We start from the raw sequence: 23,445 nt of genomic DNA on the forward strand, positions 1-23,445 counted from the left end.
CCACGACCACGACCACGACCACCACCACGACGACCACGACGACGACCGCACCGCCGCCCGGCGGCTGCGTGGCCACCGCCCGCCTCACCGGCTCCTGGCAGGGCGGTTTCCAGGCCGAGGTCACCGTCGCCAACGCGGGCGCCGCCCGGATCAACGGCTGGACGGTCACCTGGACCAGGGCGGGCGACCAGGTGGTCAACAGCCTGTGGAACGGCAGGTTGACCCAGTCCGGCACGACGGTGTCCGTGGACGACGTCGGCTGGAACGGCGGTCTCGCGCCGGGCGCTTCGGGGTCCTTCGGGTACACCGCGAGCGGGTCGGCCACCCTGCCCGAGCTGACCTGCCGGACGAGGTAGCCGGATCGTGGTGACGTTCTGGGAGCGCTCCCCCACGCTGCGTCGTTCAGCGCAGCGGCAGCCTGCGTTCGGCCCAGAGGTCGGGTACTTCCGAGCCGAACTTGTCAAGGCTTTGTGGTCGAACCCTCTTTTCACGGTGTTTCGATGCCGTTACAGTCCCGGACTGGGAGCGCTCCCAGAAACCTCCACCGCCCTGCCCCTCGGAGGCACCGCATGCGACGACGCATGTCCGGAGCACTGGCCGGCACGCTAGCCGTGCTGGTCAGCGCCTTGACGCTGACCCCGTTCCAGCCGACCGCGACGGCCGCGCCCGCGTTCAACTACGGCGAGGCCCTGCAGAAGTCGATCTGGTTCTACGACGCCCAGCGGTCCGGCGACCTGCCGGCCGACAACCGGGTGAACTGGCGGGGCGACTCGGCGCTGCGCGACGGCAGCGACGTCGGACTGGACCTCTCCGGCGGCTTCTACGACGCCGGCGACCACGTCAAGTTCGGACTGCCGTTCGCCGCCACGATGTCGATGCTGGCCTGGGGCGCGGTGGAGAACCGCGACGCCTACCAGGACTCCGGCCAGCTGCGGCACCTGATGGCGAACCTCAAGTGGGGCGCCGACTGGATCATCAAGGCGCACCCGTCGCCCAACGTCGTCTACGGCCAGGTCGGCAAGGGCGACGACGACCACAAGTGGTGGGGCGCGGCCGAGGTCATGCAGATGGCCCGCCCGGCCTACAAGGTGGACGCCTCCTGCCCCGGCTCCGACCTCGCGGGCGAGTACGCCGCGGCGATGGCGGCGTCCTCCATGGTGTTCAAGCAGACCGACCCGACCTACGCGGCGACCCTGCTGACCCACGCCAAGCAGCTCTACACCTTCGCCGACACCTACCGCGGCAAGTACAGCTCCTGCATCACCGACTCCGCCAACTTCTACAACTCCTGGAGCGGCTACCAGGACGAGCTGGTCTGGGGCGCGGCCTGGCTGTACCGGGCCACCGGTGACGCGAGCTACCTGGCCAAGGCCAAGGCGGAGTACCCGAAGCTGTCCACCGAGCCGCAGACCACCACGCGGTCCTACCGGTGGACCATCGCCTGGGACGACAAGTCCTACGGCGCCTACGTCCTGCTGGCCAAGCTGACCGGCGAGGCCGAGTACGTCGCCGACGCCAACCGGTGGCTGGACTACTGGACCACCGGCTACAACGGCAACCGGGTGCGGTACTCGCCGGGCGGCCAGGCCCACCTGGACACCTGGGGCTCGCTGCGGTACGCGGCCAACACCGCGTTCGCCGCGCTGGTCTACAGCGACTGGCTGCGCGAGCGCGACGCGGCCAGGGCGACCACCTACCACGACTTCGGCGTGCGGCAGGTCAACTACGCGCTGGGCGACAACCCGCGCAACGCCAGCTACGTCGTCGGCTTCGGCGCGAACCCGCCGCGCAACCCGCACCACCGCACCGCGCACGGCGCGTGGGCCGACACCATGCAGGAACCGGTGGCCAGCAGGCACGTCCTGTACGGCGCGCTGGTCGGCGGCCCCGGCACGAACAACGACGCGTACAAGGACGACCGCACCGACTTCGTCGCCAACGAGGTCGCGCTGGACTACAACGCCGGGTTCACCGGCGCGCTCGCCCGGCTGTACAAGGAGTACGGCGGCGCGCCGCTGGCCGACTTCCCGGTCGCGGAGGCCACCGACGGCCCCGAGCTGACCGTGCAGGCGTCGGTCAACCAGAGCGCGGCCGGCTTCACCGAGATCAAGGCGTTCGTGCTGAACAAGTCCGCGTGGCCCGCCCGGATGTTCAACGGCTCGCTGCGCTACTACTTCACCCTCGACGGCGCCACCACGCCGGACCAGATCACCGTCACCACGAACTACAACCAGTGCGGCACGCCCGCCGCGCCCAAGCAGCACAGCGGCTCGGTGTACTACGTGGACGTGCCCTGCCCCGGCGTGTACCCGGGCGGCCAGTCCGCGCACCGGCACGAGGTGCAGTTCCGCATCACCAGCGCCGGCACGTGGGACCCGGCCAACGACTGGTCCCGCGAGGGCCTGGGCACCGGCAACGCGGTGGCGCTGACCGACCGGATCGTCCTGGTGCAGGACGGGCAAGTGGTGTGGGGCGAAGAACCCGGACCGGCCGTCGTGGACCGCGAGGCCCCGACCGCCCCGACCGGACTGCGCGCGTCCAACGTCGGCGCCACCAGCGCGACGCTGACCTGGACCGCGTCCACCGACAACGTCGGGGTGACCGGCTACGACGTGCTGTGGGCGGACGGCACTGCCGTAGGTGCCACGGCCACCCCGGCGTTCCAGCTCTCCGGCCTCGCGCCGGCGTCCTCCCACCGGTTCACCGTGCGGGCCAAGGACGCCGCGGGCAACCGTTCGGCCGCGAGCGCGGTGATCACCGTGGTGACCACCGACACCAACGGCGACCGCGAGTCGCCGACCGTCCCGGGTGGGTTGTCGGTGTCCGCGATCACCAGCACCGGCGCGACGCTGACGTGGTCCGCCTCGACGGACAACGAGGCCGTGGCGGGCTACGAGGTGCTGCGCCCGGACGGCACGGTGGCGGCCGCCACCACCGGCCTGAGCCACCAGCTGACCGGCCTCACCGCGGACACCGCCTACACGTTCACCGTCCGCGCCAAGGACACCTCCGGCAACATCTCGTCGCCGAGCACCGCGGTGGCGTTCCGGACCACGCCGGGCGGCGTCGCCGGTCCGCTCGCCGTGCAGCAGCGCGGCAACGGCTCGGCGAGCGCCAACCAGATCGGCGCGACGCTCGCCCTGGTCAACCGCGGCACGACGGCGGTCGACCGGTCCGCCGTCACCCTCCGGTACTGGTTCACCGGCGACACGGCGAGCGCCAACTACCAGGTGTTCTGCGACTGGGCCGTGGTCGGCTGCGCGAACGTGCGCGCCACCGCGGTCAAGCTCCCCGGTGCCCGGCCCGGCGCGGACTCCTACCTCCAGGTGTCGTTCACCGCGGGCTCCCTCGCCGCGGGCGCGAGCACCGGCGACATCCAGCTGCGGATCGCCAAGTCCGACTGGTCGACCTTCAACCAGGCCGACGACCACAGCTACCGGGTCAGCGCGACGCTGACCGACTTCGACCGGGTGACCGCCTACACCGGCGGCGCCCTCACCTGGGGCGTCGAGCCCTAGACCCAGTCTCGGCACGGGGCGTTCTGCGCGCCCGGGCGTCCCGTGCCGACTCCACCACCGCCGCCACGCCCCAAGCTCGCGGGTCAATGGCTGATCCGTGCAGGAGGAGGACGCATGAGGTACCGCACCAGAGCGGGACGGTTGCGCACCGGCCCGCTCGCGCTGATAGCCGCGGCGGCGACCGCCGCGGGTGTTATGCCGTTCGTCGCGCCGGTGGCGAACGCGGCCGTCGCGTGTACGGTCAACTACCAGGTCACCAACCAGTGGCAGGGCGGCTTCGGCGCCAACGTGTCCGTCCGCAACGAGGGCGACGCGGTGAACAACTGGCGCCTCACGTGGACCTTCCCGGACGGCCAGCGGGTCCAGCAGGGCTGGAACGGCACGTTCTCGCAGAGCGGCACCGGGGTCACCGTGTCGGCGCCGAGCTGGTCGCCCAACCTGGGCACCGGCGCCACCGTCACCCCGGGCTTCAACGGCTCGTGGACCGGCCAGAACCGGCCGCCGACGGACTTCGCGCTCAACGGCACGCGGTGCACGGGGCCGAACGTCAACGCCAACCCCACCGCGTCGCTGACCTCGCCGACGACCGGGCAGGCGTTCCAGTCCGGCCAGGCGATCGCGCTGGCGGCCTCCGCCGCCGACACCGACGGCACCGTCTCCAAGGTCGAATTCCTGGCCGACGGCGTGGTCGTCGCGACCGACACGAGCGCCCCGTACACGGGTTCGTGGACCGGCGCGACCGTGGGTGAGCACGCGATCGTGGCCCGCGCCACCGACGACAAGGGCGGCATCGGCAACTCCAGCATCGCCAGCATCCGCGTCATCGCGGGCCAGGCGATCCAGGTGAGCCCGCCGTCGCTGAGCGTGCGGCAGGGCGGCACCGGCACCTTCGGCGTGTCGCTGGCCACCGCGCCCACCTCGTCGGTGACGGTCGCCGTCGCCCGCTCGGCCGGCAGCACCGACCTCACGGCCGCTCCGACGTCGCTGACGTTCACCACCGCCAACTGGGCGACCAAGCAGAACGTCACGGTCACCTCGGCGGCCAACGGCGGCACGCTGGCCACGGCCACGTTCACCGCCAGCGCCACCGGCGCCACCGGCGCCTCGGTCGAGGTCAAGGAGGTCAGCGCCGACACCTCGACGTTCGAGCAGGCGTTCCTCGACCAGTACGCCAAGATCCACGACCCGGCGAGCGGCTACTTCCGCACCTTCTCCGACGGGCTGAAGGTGCCGTACCACTCGATCGAGACGCTGATGGTGGAGGCGCCGGACCACGGTCACCAGACCACGTCCGAGGCGTTCAGCTACTACCTGTGGCTCGAAGCGAGCTACGCCCGGATCACGGGTGACTGGTCGTCGTTCAAGAAGTCCTGGGCCTCGATGGAGAAGTACATCATCCCGGCCACCGCGGACCAGCCGACCAACAACAAGTACGACGCGTCCAAGCCCGCGACCTACGCCCCCGAGCACCCGCGGATGGACCAGTACCCGTCGCAGCTCGACTCCAACGCGCCGGTGGGTCGCGACCCGATCGCGGCCGAGCTGAAGGCGGCGTACGGCACCGACGACATCTACGGCATGCACTGGCTGCTCGACGTCGACAACACCTACGGCTTCGGCCGGTGCGGCGACGAGTCCGACGCGCTGCCCGCGTACATCAACACCTACCAGCGCGGTTCGTCGGAGTCGGTGTGGGAGACCATCCCGCAGCCGTCCTGCGACACCTTCGCGCACGGTGGCCCCAACGGCTTCCTCGACCTGTTCACCAAGGACGCCAGCTACGCCAAGCAGTACAAGTACACCAACGCCCCGGACGCCGACGCGCGTGCGGTGCAGGTGGCGCTGCTGGCCCAGGAGTGGGCGACCGAGCAGGGCAAGGCCGCCGAGATCGCCCCGGAGGTCGCCAAGGCGGCGAAGATGGGCGACTACCTCCGCTACGCCATGTTCGACAAGTACTTCAAGAGGATCGGCAACTGCACCAGCCCGACCACCTGCCCCGGTGGCACCGGCAAGGACAGCGCGCACTACCTGATGTCCTGGTACTACGCGTGGGGTGGCGCGACCGACACGTCCGCCGGTTGGGCGTGGCGCATCGGCTCGGGCGCTTCGCACCAGGGCTACCAGAACCCGCTCGCGGCGTACGCGCTGGCGAACGTGCCGGCCCTGAAGCCGAAGTCGGCGACCGGCCAGCAGGACTGGGCCACGTCGATGACCCGCCAGCTGGAGATGCTGCAGTGGCTGCAGTCGGCCGACGGCGGCATCGCCGGTGGTGTCACGAACACGTGGGAAGGCTCGTACAGCCAGCCGCCGGCCGGCACGCCGACCTTCTACGGCATGTTCTACGACGCCCACCCGGTGTGGCGCGACCCGCCGTCGAACCGCTGGTTCGGCTTCCAGGCGTGGCAGATGGAGCGCACCGCCGCCCTGTACGAGATGACGGGCAACGCGGCGGCCAAGAAGATCCTCGACAAGTGGGTCCCCTGGGCCATCGCGAACACCACCGTCGGCACGGGCGGGGCGTTCCAGATCCCGTCCGACCTGGAGTGGACCGGCGCGCCGGACAACTGGAACGCCACCAACCCCGGCGCCAACGCGAACCTGCGCGTCCGAGTGCTCAACTTCAGCCAGGACGTCGGCATCGCCGCGTCCTACGCCAAGACGCTCCTCAACTACGCGGCCGAGTCGGGCAACGCCCAGGCGAAGACCGTCGGTGAGGGCCTGCTGACGGCGCTGCTGGCGCACAAGACCGACAAGGGCATCGCGATCCCCGAGGAGCGCAAGGACTACAACCGCTTCGACGACACGTACAACACGTCGACGCGCGAGGGTCCGTACGTTCCGTCCGGCTGGTCGGGCGACATGCCCAACGGCGACCAGATCAAGCCGGGTGTGTCCTTCGTGGACATCCGCTCGATGTTCAAGCAGGACCCGGACTGGCCGAAGGTCCAGGCGTACCTGGACGGCGGCCCCGCGCCGACCTTCACCTACCACCGGTTCTGGGCGCAGGCTGAGATCGCTACGGCGTTCCAGCTGCACGTGGAGCTGTTCGGGTAGACCCGCGAAGGTCGCCGGCACCCCCCTCACGACGTGGTGAGGGGGGTGTTCGGCGTGTCGCGGAACGTCTCGACAGTCGAATCATTTCGACGATTACGTCGCGGATGAAACAACTCTGAAACTTCGGTGTTGACGCGGGTGAGAGAGCTGTGCCACATTTCTGGCACCCCGCCCCGCTGACCCAGGTCGGCGATGTTTTCGCGCAGCGATCGAAACGATTCGACTCGGTGAGCTGCACCTTCGAACAATTCGACGACCACGAGAGGTGTGCCGTGGACCCGCTGCCGTTCCGCGATCCGGGTCTGCCGGTCGAGGACAGGGTGACCGACCTGCTCGACCGGCTGAGCGACGAGGAGAAGGTGGCGCTGCTGCACCAGCACCAGCCCGCCGTGCCGAGGCTGGGGCTCGCGGCGTTCCACACCGGCATGGAGGCGCTGCACGGGGTGGCGTGGCTGGGCGTGGCCACGGTCTTCCCGCAGGCGATCGGGCTGGCGTCCTCGTGGGACACCGGGCTCGTGCGCCGCGTCGGCGAGGCCGTCGGCGTCGAGGCGCGCGGCTTCCACCACCGGGACCCGGTCCAGCACGGGCTCAACGTGTGGGCGCCGGTGGTGAACCCGCTGCGCGACCCGCGCTGGGGCCGCAACGAGGAGGGCTACTCCGAGGACCCGACGCTGACCGCGGCGATGGGCACGGCGTACGCGAGCGGCCTGCGCGGCGACCACCCGCGCTACCTGCGCACCGCGCCGACGTTGAAGCACTTCCTGGGCTACAACAACGAGGACGACCGCTGCGTCACGTCGTCGGACCTGCGGCCGCGGGTGCTGCACGAGTACGAGCTGCCGTGCTTCCGCGGTCCGGTCGAGGCGGGCGCGGCGGTGGCCGTGATGCCGTCGTACAACCTGGTCAACGGCCGCCCCGCGCACCTGAGCCCGTTGCTGGAGCAGGAGTTGCGGACGTGGGCGCCGGACGGCCTCGCGGTGGTCAGCGACGCGTACGCGCCGTCGAACGTGGCGGGGTTGCAGGCGTACCTGCCGACCCAGGCCGAGGGCCACGCCGCGCTGATCGCCGCGGGCCTGGACAGCTTCACCGACCAGGACGCCGACCCGTCGCTGACGGTCGAGAGCGTCACCACGGCGATCAAGGACGGGCTGCTGGACCGGGCCGCGGTGGACCGGGCCGTCGGCCGGGTGCTCGCGCTGCGGTTCCGGCTCGGCGAGTTCGACCCGCCGGAGGGCAACCCCTTCGCGGCGATCACGTCCGACGTCATCGGCGCGCACGGCGAGCTGGCGCTGGAGGCCGCGCGGCAGGCGGTCGTGCTGCTGCGCAACGAGTCCCTGCTGCCGCTGGAGCGCGGCACGGGCCTCGCCGTCATCGGCACGCACGCGGACGTCCTGTTCGAGGACTGGTACAGCGGCACCCTGCCGTACCAGGTGACCGTCCGAAGAGGACTGGCGGAGTTCGCCCCGGTGACCTGCGTCGAGGGCGTCGACCGGATCGCGCTGCGCGCGGCGGACGGGCGCTACCTCGGGGTCCGTGGCGGTGTGGTGGGCCTGGGCGAGCGGGCGCTGTTCGACCTGTTCGACTGGGGCGACGGCGTGTGGACGCTGCGGGACGTGGGGTCGCGCCGCTACCTAGGCGTCGCCGAGGACGGCTCGCTGGTCGCCACCGCGACGATGCCCGGCGGCTGGGACGTGCGGGAGCTGTTCGAGCCGCGGCTCACCGACGGCGGGGTGGTGCTGCGCAACAAGGTGTCCGGGAACGACACCGGGCCGTTCGAGGTCGAACGCGTGGTGGACGGGATCGCGGCGGCGGTCGAGGCGGCGGCCCGGGCGGACGCGGTCGTGCTGGTGCTGGGCAACGACCCGCACATCAACGGCCGCGAGACCCAGGACCGCACCACGCTGCGGCTGCCGTCGCTGGACCTGGTGCGGGCGGTGCGGGAGGCGAACCCGAGGACCGTGCTGGTGCTGGTGAGCAGCTACCCGTACGCGCTGGAGGGCGAGGAGGAGCACCTGCCCGCCATCGTGTGGACCGCGCACGGCGGGCAGGAGCAGGGCCGGGCGGTGGCGGAGGCGTTGTTCGGCGCGTACTCGCCGTCGGGCAGGCTCACCCAGACCTGGTACCGCTCCGACGACGACCTGCCGGACGTCTTCGACTACGACATCATCCGCGCGGGCAGCACCTACCTCTACTTCACCGGCGACCCGCTGTTCCCGTTCGGCCACGGGCTGGGCTACACCACGTTCGAGTACTCCGGGCTGACCTGGGCCGACGGCGTGGCCTCGGTGTCGGTGACGAACACCGGCGCGGTCGCGGGCGCGGAGGTCGTGCAGCTGTACTCGTCGGCGCTGGACTCGCGGGTGCGCCAGCCGGTGCGCAAGCTCCAGTCGTTCGAGCGGGTGCGCCTCGAACCGGGGGAGGCGGTGACCGTCGAGCTGCGGACCGACCAGCTGTGGCACTGGGACGTCACCACGGGCCGCCGGGTGGTCGAGGCCGGGCGGTACGAGCTGTGCGCGGGCTCCTCGTCGCGGGACGTCCGGTCCCGGCTGGTGGTGGACGTGCCGGGGGAGAGCATCGCGCCGCGCGCCGGCGTGCTGCCCGCCCTGGACTTCGACGACTGCGACGGCGTGCGGCTGGTGGACGACGAGGTGGTGTTCACCCGGGCCGGCGCGTGGATCGCGTTCCACGACGTGACGCCGGGGGCGCGGTCCGCGCCACCGGACACCCGGATCTCGGTCGACGGCACGACGCTGGTGCTCACCGCGACCGCGGCGGGCGCGCGGGTGCGGGAGGTGCGCTGACGTGGTCACCATCGCCGATGTCGCGCGGCACGCCGGGGTCGCGCCCAGCACCGTGTCGTACGTGCTCACCGGGCGGCGCTCGATCTCGTCGGCCACCAAGGCCAGGGTCGAGGCGAGCGTGCGGGCGCTGGGCTACCACCCGCACGCGGGCGCCCGGTCGCTGGCCAGCAACCGGGCCAACGTGCTGGCGCTCGTGCTGCCGATGCGCGAGGGCATGCACATGCCGGTGCTGATGCAGTTCGTCGTCGCGGTGGCCAACGCGGCCCGCAGGCACGACCACGACGTGCTGCTGGTGACCGCCGACCAGGGCGCGGCGGGCCTGCGCCGGGTGGCGGGCAGCGCCCAGGTCGACGGCCTGCTGGTGATGGACGTGGAGATGCACGACGAGCGCGTGCCGGTGCTGCGCGAGCTGGACCGGCCGTCGGTGCTCATCGGCTTCCCGGCCGACGCGGCCGGGCTGACCTGCGTCGACCTCGACTTCGCCGAGGCGGGCTCGCGCTGCGTGGACCACCTGGCCGACCTCGGGCACACCTACGTGGCGCTGGTCGGCGCGCCGCGCGCGGTCTACCAGCGCGACACCGGGTTCGCGCACCGGACGATGGCCGGGTTCAGCGCGGCGGCGATGCGCCGCGGCGTCTCGTCCACCACGCTGCCGACCGAGACCGACCACGAGTCGGTCCGGGTGGCCATCACCGGCCTGCTCGAACGCCACCCGGCGGTCACCGGCCTCGTGGTGCACAACGAGGCCGCGCTGCCGTCCGTGGTCGAGGTGCTGCGCTCGCTCGGCCGCAAGGTGCCCGACGACGTCGCGGTGATCGCGATCTGCCCGGACGACCAGGCCGAGCGGCTGATGCCGCCGCTGACCTCGGTGGCGGTGCCCGCCGAGCAGCTGGGCCACCACGCGGTGGCGCTGCTGATGGCGAAGCTGGACCGCACCCCGACGCCGCCGCTGACGCTGCTGCAGCCCCGCCTGACCGAACGGGCGAGCACCCGCTGACCACCGCGCTCCACGCCGCGCGCCTGGTCCGCGCGTCGCTTCGAAGCGCTTCGACATCCAGGAGGGGGACACCGATGGCGCTGCGCGGGATCGCCGGCGACCCCGACCCGTCCGACCACCGCGAGCCGGTCGTGCGCTCGCCGCGCTCCCCTCTTCGTGCGCGAAGGCGCACAGCTCTCCCGACCCTCCCTACGCTATAAGGGGCGTTTTCCGATGAATCTCAACCGCAGAGGCTTCCTGACCTTCACGGCGGTGGCCGGCGGCACGTTGCTGGTGGGGTGCGGCGAGTCGGCCGCACCGCACGCCGGCTCCGCGCTGGGCGAGGACGCGCTGGCCGAGGTGCTGCCGTCCTACGTCCCGGTCGAGCTGGTCAAGCCCGACCTGCCCGGTGTGAACGGCTCCGTGCCCGGTTACCTGAAGTTCCCCACCAACCTGGTCGACGGGGTGAAGGACAAGGTCCTCGACGGTGGCGAGGTCACCGCGATGACGCCCGCGTTCTGGCCGCTCCCGCCTGGCCTGGGCGAGAACTCCTACTGGGAGGCGGTGAACCAGCGCATCGGCGGCACGGTCAAGTTCGAGCAGGTGCAGGGCACGGACTACCTGGCCAAGCTCAGCGCGATGGTGGCGGCCAAGCAGGTGCCCGAGATGACCGTGATGCCGACGTTCACCATCCCGCCGCGGTTCAGCGAGGGCGTGGGCCAGGTCTTCGCCGACCTGACCGACCTCCTCAGCGGCGACAAGGTCAAGGACTACCCGCTGCTGGCCAACATCCCGACCGACACGTGGCACGCCTGCGTCTACGGCGGCCGGCTCTACGGCGTCCCGTTCCGCGGCGAGCTGTTCCCCGAAGCGCTGTTCTACCGCAAGGACATCGTCGAGCGGCTGGGCGGGCAGGCGCCGAAGACCTCCGACGAGTTCTTCGCGCTCTGCAAGGCGATCAACGACCCGGGCGCCAACCGGTGGGCCCTCGGCGACGTCTTCCGCTCGATGGTGCGGGTCTTCGGCGACCCCGGCGACTGGAGCCGCGACCCGTCCGGCAAGGTCGTCAACAAGATCGAGACCGACGCGTACAAGGAGGCGGTGAAGTTCACCCGCTCGCTGTACGACGCGGGGTTCGTGCACCCGGACATCGTGGCGGGCAACACCACCGGGGTCAAAGAGCTGTTCGAGGGCGGCCAGATGCTGATCGACCAGATCGGCATGGGCGGCTGGGGCGAGGCGGTGCGGCGGCAGCGACCGGCCAACCCGGACTTCGGCATGGAGGCCGTCCCGCTGTTCGCGCACGACGGCGGCGAGCCGCGCTACGTGGTGTCCGCTCCCACGGCGATGGTGACGCTGTTCCGCAAGGACCTCTCGACCGACCGGATCAAGGAACTGCTGCGGCTGACCAACTTCGTCGCCGCGCCGGTCGGCACCAAGGAGCACTACCTGATCAACTACGGCGTCGAGGGCGAGCACAGCACCCGTGACGCCAGTGGCGCGCCGGGCCTCAACGAGCTGGGCCGCAAGGAGGTCACGCTCACCTACGGGTTCATGGCGGCGCCGCCGGAGACCATCATCGACGCCCAGTACCCGGACTTCGTCAAGGCCAAGCACGCGTGGTACGTCGACGCCTACGAGCACCAGGTGCAGCCGGTGACGTTCGGCCTGCGCATCGAGGAGCCCGCCGAGCACACCAAGCTGCCCAAGCAGTTCGAGGACCGGACCAACGACATCCTGCGCGGCAGGCGGCCGGTCGAGGAGGTCGACCGGCTCGCCGAGGAGTGGCGCAAGGCCGGCGGCGACGAGCTGCGCGCGTTCTACGACAAGGCCCTCTCCGATGCCGGGCGCTGACCTGCTCGAACGGCCTCCCGCCACGTCCCGCGCGCCGGCAGCCGCCGGCCGGCGCGCGGGCTGGCGGCGCAGGCTGCGGCGCGACTGGGTGCTGCTGGTCATGGTCGCGCCCGCCATCCTGCTGCTCGTGGTGTTCCACTACGTGCCGCTGCTGGGCAACGTGGTCGCGTTCCAGGACTACTCGCCCTACGTCGGCATGGCGCAGAGCCCCTGGTCGGGCCTGGCGAACTTCGCCCGCATCGTCGACGACCCCGACTTCTGGGACGCCACGGTCAACACGCTGGTGATCACCGGGTTCCAGCTGCTGTTCTACTTCCCGGTGCCGATCGGCCTGGCGCTGCTGGTGCACAGCCTGATGAGCGCCCGGCTGCGGATGTTCGTGCAGAGCGTGGTCTACCTGCCGCACTTCTTCTCGTGGGTGCTGGTGATCACGCTGTTCCAGCAGATGCTGGGCGGCGCGGGCGTGCTCAACCAGGCGTTGCGGGCCAACGGCGCGTCGGCGCTCGACATCATGACCGACCCGGACCTGTTCATCGCGCTGGTGACCGCGCAGGCGGTGTGGAAGGACGCGGGCTGGGGCGCGATCGTGTTCCTGGCCGCGCTGTCCACGGTGGACACCAGCCTGTACGAGGCGGCGGCGGTGGACGGCGCGGGCCGGTGGCGGCGGATGTGGCACGTCACGCTGCCCGCGCTGATCCCGGTGATCGTGCTGCTGCTGATCCTGCGCCTCGGCGAGGCGCTGAGCGTCGGCTTCGAGCAGTTCCTGCTGCAACGCGACGCGGTCGGCCACGAAGCGGCGGAAGTGCTGGACACCTACGTCTACTTCACCGGCGTGGTGAACAGCGACTACTCCTACGCCGCCGCGGCGGGCCTGATCAAGGGCCTGGTCGGCCTGGCGCTGGTGCTGGCGGCGAACAAGGTGGCGCACATGGTCGGCGAGCAGGGGGTGTACTCGCGATGACGACGGCAGTCGCGCGCAGGGGTCCGGCGGCGCGCCGGGGGCAGCGCCCGGTGTGGGACGAGCAGCCCACCCGGATCGGGCAGGTCGCCAAGGGCGTGCTGGTCGGCCTGGTGCTGCTGGCGGTGCTGTTCCCGCTGTGGGTGGTGCTGGTGACGAGCCTGTCGCCGGCCGCCGCGATCACCGCCGCGGGCGGCCTGGTGATCGTGCCGGACGGGATCAGCTTCGGCGCCTACGAGGAGCTGCTGTCCGGCGGCGTGGTGACCAGGTCCGTGCTGGTGAGCACCGGCGTCACCGTCGTCGGCACGCTGTTCAGCACGGTCGTGACGCTGCTGGCGGCCTACGGGCTGTCCCGGCCGAGGTCGTTCGCGCACCGGCCGCTGCTGTTCCTGGTGCTGCTGACGTTCCTGTTCGGACCGGGCCTGATCCCGACCTACCTGCTGGTGAACTCGCTGGGGCTGCTGGACACCTACGCGGCGCTGATCCTGCCGGGCGCGGTGGCGGCGTTCAACCTGGTGGTGCTGCGGTCGTTCTTCATGAACCTGCCGCAGGAGATCATCGACAGCGCCCGCATCGACGGCGCGAGCGAGTTCGGCGTGCTGACCCGGATCGTGCTGCCGCTGTCCAAGGGCGTCACCGCGGTCATCGCGCTGTTCTACGGCGTCGGCTACTGGAACGCGTTCTTCAACGCCTTCCTGTACCTCAACTCCAACGACAAGTGGCCGTTGCAGATGGTGCTGCGCGCCTACGTGCTGCAGGGCCAGCCGATCCCCGGCGCGAGCGCGGTCGACTCCACGCTGGCGGGCACCGGCGGCGCGGTGGCCACGCTCGCCATCAAGATGGCGGTCATCGTGCTCGCCGTGGTGCCGGTGCTGGTCGTCTACCCGTTCGTGCAGAAGCACTTCACCAAGGGAGTGATCGTGGGAGCGATCAAGGGATGACGGGCCTGCGCTACGGCGGCGACTACAACCCGGAGCAGTGGCCCGAGGAGGTGTGGGCCGAGGACGTCGAGCTGATGCGGCGGGCGGGCGTGAACACCGTGACGGTCGGCGTGTTCTCCTGGGCCCGGATCGAGCCGCGACCGGGGGAGCGGGACTTCGGCTGGCTGGACCGGGTGCTCGACCTGCTGCACGCGGGCGGCGTCGAGGTCTTCCTGGCCACGCCGACCGCGTCGCCGCCGCCGTGGCTCGGGCACCGGCGCCCGGAGACGCTGCCGGTCGACTTCGACGGCCACCGGCTGTCGTACGGCTCGCGCAACCAGTTCTGCCCGTCCTCGCCGGTGTACCGGGAGCACGCGCTGTCGCTGGTGGACGAGCTGGCGCGGCGGTACGCCGACCACCCGGCGCTGGCGCTGTGGCACGTCGGCAACGAGCTGGGGCAGGTGTGCCACTGCGACGTGACGGCCGCGCACTTCCGCGCGTGGCTGCGCGACCGGTACGGCTCGCTGGACGAGCTGAACACCGCGTGGCACACCGCGTTCTGGAGCCAGCGCTACGGCGAGTGGGCCGAGGTGATCCCTCCGCGCCGCGCGCCGTACGTGATCAACCCGGCGCAGCGGCTGGACTTCGCCCGGTTCTGCTCCGACGCGCTGCTGGAGTGCTTCCTGGCCGAGCGGGACGTGCTGCGGCGGGTCAGTCCGGGCGTGCCGGTGACCACGAACTTCATGGGGCTGCACCAGCCCGTGGACTACTGGGAGCTGGCGCGGCACGAGGACGTGGTGTCGCACGACTGGTACCCGGACCCGGCCGACCCGACCGGGCACGTGATGAGCGCGTTGAGCTTCGACCTGATGCGGTCGCTGAAGGGCGGCCCGTGGGTGCTGATGGAGCAGGCGGCGAGCGCGGTGAGCTGGCGGCGGCGCAACCCGCCCAAGCCCGCCGGGCAGCTGCGGGCGCAGTCGGTGCAGGCGGTGGCGCGCGGCGCGGACGCGGTGTGCTTCTTCCAGTGGCGCGCCTCGCGCGGCGGCGCGGAGAAGTACCACTCCGGGATGGTGCCGCACGCGGGCGCGGACAGCCGGGTGTTCCGCGAGGTGGCGGCGCTGGGGGCGGACCTGAAGGCGCTGGCGCCGGTCGAGGGCGGGTCGGTGCCCGCGTCGGTGGCCGTGGTGCTGGACTGGGAGAGCTGGTGGGCCGTGCAGCTCGACGCGCACCCGTCCGGCGACTTCGACCTGCTCGGCCGGCTGCGCGACTTCTACGAGCCGCTGTTCGACCTCGGCGTGACGGTGGACTTCGCGCACCCGTCGGCCGACCTGTCCCGGTACCGGCTGGTGGTCGCGCCGAACCTGTACCTGGTGCGCGACCCGGGGCCGCTGCGGTCCTTCGTGGAGGGTGGCGGCACGCTGGTGATGGGCTTCTTCTCCGGCGTGGTCGACGAGCACGACCGCGTGCTCCTCGGCGGCTACCCCGCGCAGTTCCGGGACGTGCTCGGCCTGTGGGTCGAGGAGGTGGTGCCGCTCGCGCCGGACGAGGTGCTGGCGTGCGCCTCGGAGTCGCTGGGCGGGTTCACCGCCGACTTCTGGTACGACGACCTGCGCGCCGAGGGCGCCGAGGTGGTGGCGTCGCTGGTCGACGGCGTGCCGGTGGTGCTGCGCAACCGGTTCGGCGCGGGCGTCGCCTGGTACGTGGGCACCCGGCCGGAGGCCGGCGCGATGAGGCGGCTGCTCGCCCGGGTGGTGGCGGAGGCCGGTGTGCGGCCGGTGCTCGACCCGCCGCGCGGGGTCGAGGCGGTGCGCCGGGGCGACGTGCTGTTCCTGGTCAACCACGGCGCCGCCGACGTGTCGCTGGACGTGCCGGGCGCGCACGTCGACCTGCTGACCGGCGTCGGGGTCACCGGGTCGGTGACGCTGACCAGGTACGGCGTGGCGGCCCTCGCGCCGCTAACCTCCGGGGGATGAGCGACAACCACGTCGTGGTCATCACCACCACGGACAGCGAGGACGCGGCCGGCGTGCTGGCGCGGGCGATCGTCGAGGCCCGCCTGGCGGCGTGCGTCCAGGTCGGCGGCCCCGTCCGGAGCGTGTACCGGTGGGAGGGCGAGGTGCGCGACGACCGCGAGTGGCAGCTGTGGATCAAGACCGCCTACGACCGGGTGGACGAGCTGACCGAGTTCGTCAAGGAGCGGCACGCCTACGACGTGCCCGAGGTGCTGGCCCTGCCGGTGCTCGGCGGCAACACCGACTACCTGGCCTGGCTCACCGAGCAGACCCGGTAGGCGACCCGACGGGTGGCGGCCCGCGCCCCGCGGGCCGCCACCCGCGCGGTCACCGGACCCCGGCGTCCCGCTCCTCGCGCTCCTCGGCGAGCGACTTCCGGAACGCCTTCAGCTCCCGCTTCACCACCGGCGCGAGCAGGTACAGGCCGATGATGTTGAACAGCGCGAGCGCGAACAGCACCGCGTCGGCGAAGTCGAGCACGCTGCCCAGCGTGAGCACCGAGCCGACCACGGTGAACGCGCAGAACACGACGCGGTAGGCGGTCTCGCTGCCCTTGCTCTTGCCGAACAGGTAGGTCCACGCCTTCTCGCCGTAGTAGCTCCACGTGATGATCGTGGACACCGCGAACAGCACCACGGCGACGGTCAGCACGTACGGGAACCACGGCAGCACGGTCCCGAAGGACTCGGACGTGACCGTCACGCCGTCCGGTCGCGGCCCGCCCGCCGCGACCGTCGCCTGGGCGTCCTTCCAGAACTGGGTCTGGGCCACCACGATCGTCAGCGCGGTCATCGTGCAGATGACCACCGTGTCGATGAACGGTTCGAGCAGGGCGACGTAGCCCTCGGTGACCGGGCGGCGGGTCTTCACCGCGGAGTGCGCGATGGACGCCGAGCCGAGGCCCGCCTCGTTGGAGAACGCGGCCCGCTGGAACCCGACGATCAGGGCGCCGACAGCGCCTCCCGCGACGCTGTCGGCGCTGAACGCGCCCGAGACGATCTCGCCGATCGCGGTGGGGATCGCGGTGACGTTCAGCAGGATCACGATGAGGCACGCGGTGATGTAGATGATCGCCATCGAGGGCACCAGCTTGCCGGTGACCCGGCCGATCGACTTGATGCCGCCGATGATGACGGCGCCGACCACCAGGGCCAGGACGATGCCGAACACGAGCGCCGCGCCGTCGCCGCCGAGGAAGCCGTCCGCACCGCCGGTCACCGACCGGAGCTGGGCGAACGTCTGGTTGGCCTGGAACATGTTGCCGCCCGCGATCCCGAAGAACAGGATCATGACGGCCGCGCCGGCGGCGAGCACCCGGCCCACGCCGCGCCCGGTGGCGTTGGGGAACCGCTCGGCCAGGCCCTTGCGCAGGTAGTGCATCGGGCCACCGGACACCGTGCCGTCCTCGTGCACGTCCCGGTACTTCACGCCGAGCGTGCACTCGACGAACTTCGTGCACATGCCGAGCAGGCCGCAGAGGATCATCCAGAAGGTGGCGCCCGCGCCACCGATGGTCACCGCGACGCCGACACCGGCGATGTTGCCCAGGCCGACGGTGCCGGACACGGCGGAGCTGAGCGCCTGGAAGTGGCTGATCTCGCCGGGGTCGTCGGGCTTGCTGTGCTTGCCGCGCACGATCCGGATCGCCGTGGCGAAGCCCCGGAACTGGATGACGCCGAAGTAGGCGGTGAAGATCGTGGCGGCCAGCACCAGCCAGCCGACGATCCAGGGGAAGGTCACGCCGAAGACGGTGACCTCGGCGAAGATGAAGCCCGAGAAGGCTTCGGAGACCGGCGTGAACGCCGTGTTGATGGCTTCTTCGATCGTGGCGAGCGTGCCGCCCTCGGCGGCGAGCACGGTCGATGGTGGTGACAGGGGGTGACTCGTGGTCATGGGGCCGTAGTTGACCCCATGCCGCCGGCGCCCACAAAGTCCACTTGAGCATTTCTTGAGGTTTGTGTCCGATTGGTGATGTCGGCTACCGGCCGGCTCTAAATGCCCAACTTCCGCCGGAGCAGGGTCGCGGTGTGCACGGGTTCGGCGGCGGAGCCGTGCCGGACCTGCGTGCGGCAGCTGAAGCCGTCCGCCACGACCGCCGTGCCCTCGGCGGCGGCGCGCACGGCGGGGAACAGGGTCTGCTCGCCGACCGCCATGGACACGTCGTAGTGCCCGCGCTCGAAGCCGAAGTTGCCCGCCAGCCCGCAGCACCCCGACAGCACGGACGCCCGCACCCCGCTCCTGGCCAGCAGCTCCCGGTCGGCGGCCAGCCCCACCTCGGCGTACTGGTGGCAGTGCGGCTGCACCACCGCCGGCTCGTCGCCCGCCACCGGCTCCAGCAGCGGCGACACGTGCTCGGCGAACGTGCGCACCGACCCGGCCAGCCGCACCACGTCCGGGTCGTCGCCCGCGACCTCCAGCGCGTCGGAGCGCAGGAACGCCGTGCAGCTCGGCTCCAGCCCCACCACCGGCACGCCGTCCCGCGTCCACGGCCGCAGCAGCCGCGCCGTCCGCCGCAGCACCCGCCGCGCGACCCCGAGCTGACCGGTGGAGAACCAGGTCAACCCGCAGCACACCGCCGACCTCGGCGCCTCCACGCGCTGCCCGACGTGGCCGAGCACCGCCGCCGCGTCCAGGCCCACGCCCGGCTCGAAGTGGTTGGTGAACGTGTCCGGGAACAGCAGCACCCGGTCACCGCCGCCCCCGCCACCACCGCCGAACCGGGACTGGAACGACCGCACCGGCGTCGGCAGCGGCCGTTCCGGCGCCACCCCGCCGAACCGCGCGAACCGCGCGCTCAACCCGTTCACCAGCCCCAGCCGCAACCACAGCGGCAGCCAGCCCATCGAGTAGTGCGCCGCGGGCCGCACCCGCCGCCGGTAGTGGTGGTGCAGGAACTCCGCCTTGTAGGTGGCCATGTCGACGTCCACCGGGCAGTCCCGCTTGCACCCCTTGCAGCCCAGGCACAGGTCCAGCGCGTCCCGGACCTCCGTCGAGCGCCACCCGCCGCGCACCACCTGCCCGCCCAGCATCTCGAACAGCAGCCGCGCCCGGCCGCGGGTGGAGTGCTTCTCCTCCCGGGTCACCCGGTAGCTCGGGCACATCACCCCGCCGGCGGTGTTCAGGCACTTGCCGACGCCGACGCACCGCCGCGTCGCCGCCGCCAGGTCGCCGCCGTCGGCGCGCAGCGCCAGCTTCGCCCTGGTCGGGATCACCGGGGGAGCGACCAGCACGCGCAAGTCGTCGTCCAGCCTGGCGGGCGCGACGATCCGGCCGGGGTTCATCAGGTCGCCGGGGTCGAACGCCGCCTTGAACCGCCCGAACGCCGCCATCGCGGCCGGCGGGTACATCCGCGGCAGCAGCTCGGACCGCGCCTGCCCGTCGCCGTGCTCGCCGGACAGCGAGCCGCCGTGCGCCACCACCAGGTCCGCCGCGTCCTCCAGGAACGACCGGTGCCCGCGGCCGAAGTCGAAGTCGATCCGCACGTGCAGGCAGCCCTCGCCGTAGTGCCCGTAGGTGACGCCGCGCCTGCCGTGCCCGGCCAGCAGCGCGTCGAACTCGCGCAGGTACGCGCCCAGCCGCTCGGGCGGCACGGCCGCGTCCTCCCACCCGGACCACGCCTCGCCGCCGTCGGCCATCCGCGTCGCCAGCCCCGCGCCGTCCTCGCGCACCCGCCACAGCGCGCGCTGCCGAGCCGGGTCGGTCACCACCACCGAGTGCGGCGCGAGCGCGGCGGCCCGGTGCGCGACCGAGTCCTCCGCCGCCTCCACGAACAGCCAGCTCTGCCCCGGCGGCAGCAGCAGCCGCGACTCGCCCGCCGCGCGGGCCAGCTCCAGGTCCAGGCCCTCGACCGTCAGCACGTCCAGCCCGCGCAGCTCGGGGGCCAGGTCGGCGGCGTCGTACGGGCCGTCGAAGCCGAGCACCGCCAGCACCCGGCGCGGCGGCGCCTGCACCAGCGCGACGGTCGCGCCCAGCACCGTCGCGCACGTGCCCTCGGAGCCGACCAATGCCCTGGTCAGGTCCGGCAGCGCGTCCAGCCGGTAACCGGACACCCGCCGGTCCAGCGCCGGGAACCACGACGGGTCCACCGCGGGCAGGTCCAGCGGCGGGGGGGTGCGGGTGTCGAACCGCCTGCCGTCCGCCAGCAGCACGTCGAGCGCGCGGACGTTGTCGCTGGTCTTGCCCCACGCGACGGAGTGCGCGCCGCACGCGTCGTTGCCGATCATGCCGCCGAGCGTGCAGCGCGAGTGGGTGGACGGGTCCGGCCCGAACACCAGCCCGTGCGGCCGGGCCGCGTCGTTGAGCCGGTCCAGCACCACACCCGGCTGCACCACCGCGACCCGCTCGACCGGGTCCACCGAGATCACCCGGTCGAGGTAGCGGGAGAAGTCGACCACCAGCCCGCGCCCCGCCGAGTTGCCCGCGATCGACGTGCCCGCGCCGCGGTTCGTGATCGGCACGCCGTGCCCGGCCGCCACCCCCACCGCCGCCACCACCGCGTCCACCGACCGCGGTCGCACCACGACCAGCGGCACGTGGCGGTAGTTCGACGCGTCCGCGGAGTAGAGGGCGCGGTCGCCGGGATCGGCGAGCACGTCGCCGTCCACTTCGGCCCGGAGCTGTTCGAGGAAACCGGTCACCAGCCGATTGTGATCCACCACCGGCCAGTGGTGGCGTACTCGGGGGTAGCAGATAGCCTCCGCGCATCAACCAGCAGAGACGGGAGCAAGTGTGTCGAGGTCCGTTCTGGTCACCGGCGGCAACCGGGGCATCGGTCTGGCGATCGCGCGGGCGTTCGCCGAGCAGGGCGACAAGGTCGCGGTGACGCACCGCGGGTCCGGCGCGCCCGAGGGCCTGCTCGGGGTCAAGTGCGACGTGACCAGCTCGACCGAGGTCGACGCGGCGTTCACCGAGGTCGAGGCCGCGCACGGGCCGGTCGAGGTGGTCGTGGCCAACGCGGGCATCACCGACGACACCCTGCTGCTGCGGATGACCGACGAGCAGTTCACCCGGGTCCTCGACGCCAACCTGACCGGCGCGTTCCGGGTCGCGCAGCGCGCGTCCAGGGGGATGCTGCGCAAGCGCTACGGCCGGATCGTGTTCATCTCCTCCGTGGTCGGCCTCACCGGCGGCGCGGGCCAGGTCAACTACGCGGCCAGCAAGGCGGGCCTGGTGGGCGTCGCCCGCTCGATCGCCCGCGAGCTGGGCTCGCGCAACATCACCGCGAACGTCGTCGCGCCCGGCTTCATCACCACGGACATGACCGACGCGCTGCCCGAGGACCGCAAGCAGCAGATCCTCGCCCAGGTGCCCACCGGCCGCTACGGCACGACCGACGAGATCGCCGCCGCCGTCACCTTCCTGGCCTCCGACGCCGCCGCGTACATCACCGGCGCGGTGCTGCCGGTCGACGGCGGCCTCGGCATGGGCCACTGACCGCCAGACCAGCACCAAGCACAACACTCTCGGAGGACGGGTTTCAGTGACGGGACTGCTCGAAGGCAAGCGGCTGCTGATCACCGGCGTGATCACGGACGCGTCGATCGCCTTCCACGTGGCCAGGGTCGCCCAGGAGCAGGGCGCCCGGGTCGTGCTCACCGGCTTCGGCCGGATGAGCCTCGTGGAGCGGATCGCCAAGCGCCTCCCGCAGGCCGCGCCGGTGGTCGAGCTGGACGTGCAGAACCAGGAGCACCTGGACACGTTGGCCGACCGGGTGCGCGAGCACGTGGACGGCCTGGACGGCGTCGTGCACGCGATCGGCTACGCGCCGCCGTCGTGCCTGGGCGCGCCGTTCATGGACGCGCCGTGGGAGGACGTGGCCACCGCCATGCACGTCTCGGCGTACTCCTACAAGGCGCTCGTGCAGGCCACCCTGCCGCTGATGGGCCGCGGCGCGTCGGTGGTCGGCCTCGACTTCGACGCCCGCCAGGCGTGGCCCGCCTACAACTGGATGGGCGCGGCGAAGGCCGCGTTCGAGTCGATCAACCGCTACCTGGCCCGCGACCTCGGCCCGCAGGGAGTCCGGGTCAACCTGGTGTCGGCCGGCCCGGTGCGCACGATGGCCGCCAAGTCGATCCCCGGCTTCGCCGACCTGGAGGCCATGTGGGGCGAGAAGGCCCCGCTCGGCTGGGACGTCAACGACCCGACGCCGGTCGCGCGGTCGGTGTGCGGCCTGCTGTCCGACTGGTTCCCCGCCACCACCGGCTCGATGGTGTTCGTGGACGGTGGCGTGCACTTCCTGGGCCTGTAGCCCGTCCGGGTCGGCGTGCGCTCGATCACGCCGACCCGGTTGTGCGGCCCCGGCACGGCGGCGCGAGGATGTCCGGGTGAGTTACGACGCGCTGCTCTGGCTGTCCTTCGGCGGACCGGAAGGACCCGAGGACGTCCGCCCCTTCCTGGAGAACGTGACCCGCGGCCGGGGTGTCCCGCCCGAGCGGTTGGACGAGGTCGAGCAGCACTACCAGCACTTCGGCGGCGTGTCGCCGATCAACGCGCTCAACCGCGCCGCGATCGAGGCCGTGCGCGGCCTGGTCGACCTGCCGGTCTACTTCGGCAACCGCAACTGGCACCCGATGGTCGAGGACACCCTGGCCGAGATGAAGGCCGCGGGCGTCGAGCGCGCCCTCGTCTTCCCGACCAGCGCCTACGGCGGCTACTCCGCGTGCCGGCAGTACGACGAGGACGTCCGGCGCGCCCGCGCGGCCGTCGAGGGCGCGCCCGAGCTGGTCAAGCTGCGCCAGTTCTTCGACCACCCGCTGTTCGTGGAGTCGTTCGCGGACGCCGTGCGCGCCGCCGCGGCCACCCTGCCGGGTGAGGACCACCGCCTGGTGTTCACCGCGCACTCGGTGCCGGAGTCGGCGGACAGGGCGGCCGGGCCGCCCGAGGACGGCGGCCGGCTCTACTCCCGCCAGGTCGCCGAGGCGTCCCGGCTGGTCGCCGCCGCCGTCGGGGCGGCCGAGCACGACGTGGTGTGGCAGTCGCGGTCCGGGCCGCCGCAGGTCCCGTGGCTGGAGCCGGACGTCGTGGACCACCTCGACGCCCTGCACGCCGAAGGGGTGCGGAACGTGGTGGTGTGCCCGATCGGGTTCGTCAGCGATCACCTGGAAGTGGTGTGGGACCTGGACACCGAGGCCCGCGACCGCGCCCGCGAGCTGGGCATGGGCTTCGCCCGCGCGACCACGCCCAACGACGACCCCCGGTTCGCCCGGATGGTGGCCGAGCTGGTCGCCGAGCACCTGGCGGGCGCGCCCGTGCGCAAGCTGTCCGACTTCCGGTCCCTCGGCTGCACCGCGAACGGCGAGTTCTGCGCCACCCTGTGCTGCGAGCCGGCGAAGCGGCCGGCCCCGACCCGGTGA

Annotated in this window: 15 protein-coding genes; 13 read left to right on the forward strand and 2 right to left on the reverse strand. The window is 72.1% G+C overall.

Going from position 1 to position 23,445, the window contains the following annotated elements; genetic code table 11:
* The first annotated feature begins 68 nt into the window (after positions 1-68).
* The 10 genes from AB0F89_RS20820 to cutA all read left to right on the forward strand — a co-directional run bounded on the left by AB0F89_RS20820 (position 69) and on the right by cutA (position 16,371).
* The gene (locus tag AB0F89_RS20820; RefSeq protein WP_367138948.1) at positions 69-356 is read left to right on the forward strand and encodes a cellulose binding domain-containing protein; all 288 of its coding nucleotides are present in this window, start codon (positions 69-71) and stop codon (positions 354-356) included.
* Positions 357-569: 213 nt separating this feature from the next.
* Positions 570-3,518 carry a glycoside hydrolase family 9 protein gene (locus AB0F89_RS20825; protein ID WP_367127091.1) on the forward strand — a complete coding sequence of 983 codons (2,949 nt, stop codon included), beginning with the start codon at positions 570-572 and terminating at the stop codon, positions 3,516-3,518.
* A 114-nt stretch (positions 3,519-3,632) separates the two neighbouring features.
* Positions 3,633-6,572 (forward strand): glycoside hydrolase family 48 protein, encoded by a 2,940-nt coding sequence (locus tag AB0F89_RS20830; RefSeq protein ID WP_367127092.1) that lies wholly within the window; start codon positions 3,633-3,635, stop codon positions 6,570-6,572.
* A gap of 272 nt (positions 6,573-6,844) precedes the next feature.
* A complete protein-coding gene (locus tag AB0F89_RS20835; RefSeq protein ID WP_367127094.1) occupies positions 6,845-9,373 on the forward strand; it encodes a beta-glucosidase in 2,529 nt (842 codons plus the stop codon).
* Position 9,374: 1 nt separating this feature from the next.
* Positions 9,375-10,370 (forward strand): LacI family DNA-binding transcriptional regulator, encoded by a 996-nt coding sequence (locus AB0F89_RS20840; RefSeq protein ID WP_367127095.1) that lies wholly within the window; start codon positions 9,375-9,377, stop codon positions 10,368-10,370.
* A 213-nt stretch (positions 10,371-10,583) separates the two neighbouring features.
* Complete coding sequence (locus AB0F89_RS20845; RefSeq protein WP_367127097.1) at positions 10,584-12,203, forward strand: extracellular solute-binding protein; 1,620 nt, start codon at positions 10,584-10,586, stop codon at positions 12,201-12,203.
* Positions 12,190-13,164 carry an ABC transporter permease gene (locus AB0F89_RS20850; RefSeq protein WP_367127100.1) on the forward strand — a complete coding sequence of 325 codons (975 nt, stop codon included), beginning with the start codon at positions 12,190-12,192 and terminating at the stop codon, positions 13,162-13,164. Before AB0F89_RS20845 ends, AB0F89_RS20850 begins: the two co-directional genes overlap by 14 nt.
* Positions 13,161-14,102: a carbohydrate ABC transporter permease gene (locus tag AB0F89_RS20855; protein ID WP_367127103.1), complete on the forward strand. Its 942-nt coding sequence runs from the start codon at positions 13,161-13,163 to the stop codon at positions 14,100-14,102. Before AB0F89_RS20850 ends, AB0F89_RS20855 begins: the two co-directional genes overlap by 4 nt.
* The gene (locus tag AB0F89_RS20860) at positions 14,099-16,054 is read left to right on the forward strand and encodes a beta-galactosidase (RefSeq protein WP_367127105.1); all 1,956 of its coding nucleotides are present in this window, start codon (positions 14,099-14,101) and stop codon (positions 16,052-16,054) included. The genes AB0F89_RS20855 and AB0F89_RS20860 overlap by 4 nt, the downstream gene beginning before the upstream one ends.
* A complete protein-coding gene (gene cutA / locus AB0F89_RS20865; RefSeq protein ID WP_367127107.1) occupies positions 16,051-16,371 on the forward strand; it encodes a divalent-cation tolerance protein CutA in 321 nt (106 codons plus the stop codon). The genes AB0F89_RS20860 and cutA overlap by 4 nt, the downstream gene beginning before the upstream one ends.
* 49 nt (positions 16,372-16,420) lie before the next feature.
* On the opposite strand, the gene AB0F89_RS20870 is transcribed toward cutA, so the two are convergent.
* Both AB0F89_RS20870 and AB0F89_RS20875 read right to left on the reverse strand, forming a co-directional pair.
* A complete protein-coding gene (locus AB0F89_RS20870; protein ID WP_367127110.1) occupies positions 16,421-17,986 on the reverse strand; it encodes an alanine/glycine:cation symporter family protein in 1,566 nt (521 codons plus the stop codon).
* A gap of 98 nt (positions 17,987-18,084) precedes the next feature.
* Positions 18,085-20,730: an FAD-binding and (Fe-S)-binding domain-containing protein gene (locus AB0F89_RS20875; protein ID WP_367127112.1), complete on the reverse strand. Its 2,646-nt coding sequence runs from the start codon at positions 20,728-20,730 to the stop codon at positions 18,085-18,087.
* A gap of 91 nt (positions 20,731-20,821) precedes the next feature.
* Here AB0F89_RS20875 and fabG point away from each other — a divergent pair, with 91 nt between their 5' ends.
* From fabG to AB0F89_RS20890, 3 genes are all read left to right on the forward strand, one after another.
* Positions 20,822-21,526 (forward strand): 3-oxoacyl-[acyl-carrier-protein] reductase, encoded by a 705-nt coding sequence (gene fabG, locus AB0F89_RS20880; RefSeq protein ID WP_367127114.1) that lies wholly within the window; start codon positions 20,822-20,824, stop codon positions 21,524-21,526.
* A gap of 46 nt (positions 21,527-21,572) precedes the next feature.
* The gene (fabI, locus tag AB0F89_RS20885; RefSeq protein WP_367127116.1) at positions 21,573-22,340 is read left to right on the forward strand and encodes an enoyl-ACP reductase FabI; all 768 of its coding nucleotides are present in this window, start codon (positions 21,573-21,575) and stop codon (positions 22,338-22,340) included.
* A gap of 76 nt (positions 22,341-22,416) precedes the next feature.
* Positions 22,417-23,445, forward strand: a complete 1,029-nt coding sequence (locus AB0F89_RS20890; RefSeq protein ID WP_367127118.1) for a ferrochelatase — start codon at positions 22,417-22,419, stop codon at positions 23,443-23,445.

Origin of the sequence: Saccharothrix sp. HUAS TT1 (assembly GCF_040744945.1) — a bacterium.
In the GTDB taxonomy this organism is placed as follows: domain Bacteria; phylum Actinomycetota; class Actinomycetes; order Mycobacteriales; family Pseudonocardiaceae; genus Actinosynnema.

Coding starts and splice junctions, on each gene's coding strand:
- AB0F89_RS20855 (WP_367127103.1), top strand. CDS start 13,161: ATGACGACGGCAGTCGCGCGCAGGGGTCCGGCGGCGCGCCGGGGGCAG.
- AB0F89_RS20850 (WP_367127100.1), top strand. CDS start 12,190: ATGCCGGGCGCTGACCTGCTCGAACGGCCTCCCGCCACGTCCCGCGCG.
- AB0F89_RS20825 (WP_367127091.1), top strand. CDS start 570: ATGCGACGACGCATGTCCGGAGCACTGGCCGGCACGCTAGCCGTGCTG.
- AB0F89_RS20845 (WP_367127097.1), top strand. CDS start 10,584: ATGAATCTCAACCGCAGAGGCTTCCTGACCTTCACGGCGGTGGCCGGC.
- AB0F89_RS20830 (WP_367127092.1), top strand. CDS start 3,633: ATGAGGTACCGCACCAGAGCGGGACGGTTGCGCACCGGCCCGCTCGCG.
- cutA (WP_367127107.1), top strand. CDS start 16,051: ATGAGCGACAACCACGTCGTGGTCATCACCACCACGGACAGCGAGGAC.
- AB0F89_RS20870 (WP_367127110.1), bottom strand. CDS start 17,986: ATGACCACGAGTCACCCCCTGTCACCACCATCGACCGTGCTCGCCGCC.
- AB0F89_RS20860 (WP_367127105.1), top strand. CDS start 14,099: ATGACGGGCCTGCGCTACGGCGGCGACTACAACCCGGAGCAGTGGCCC.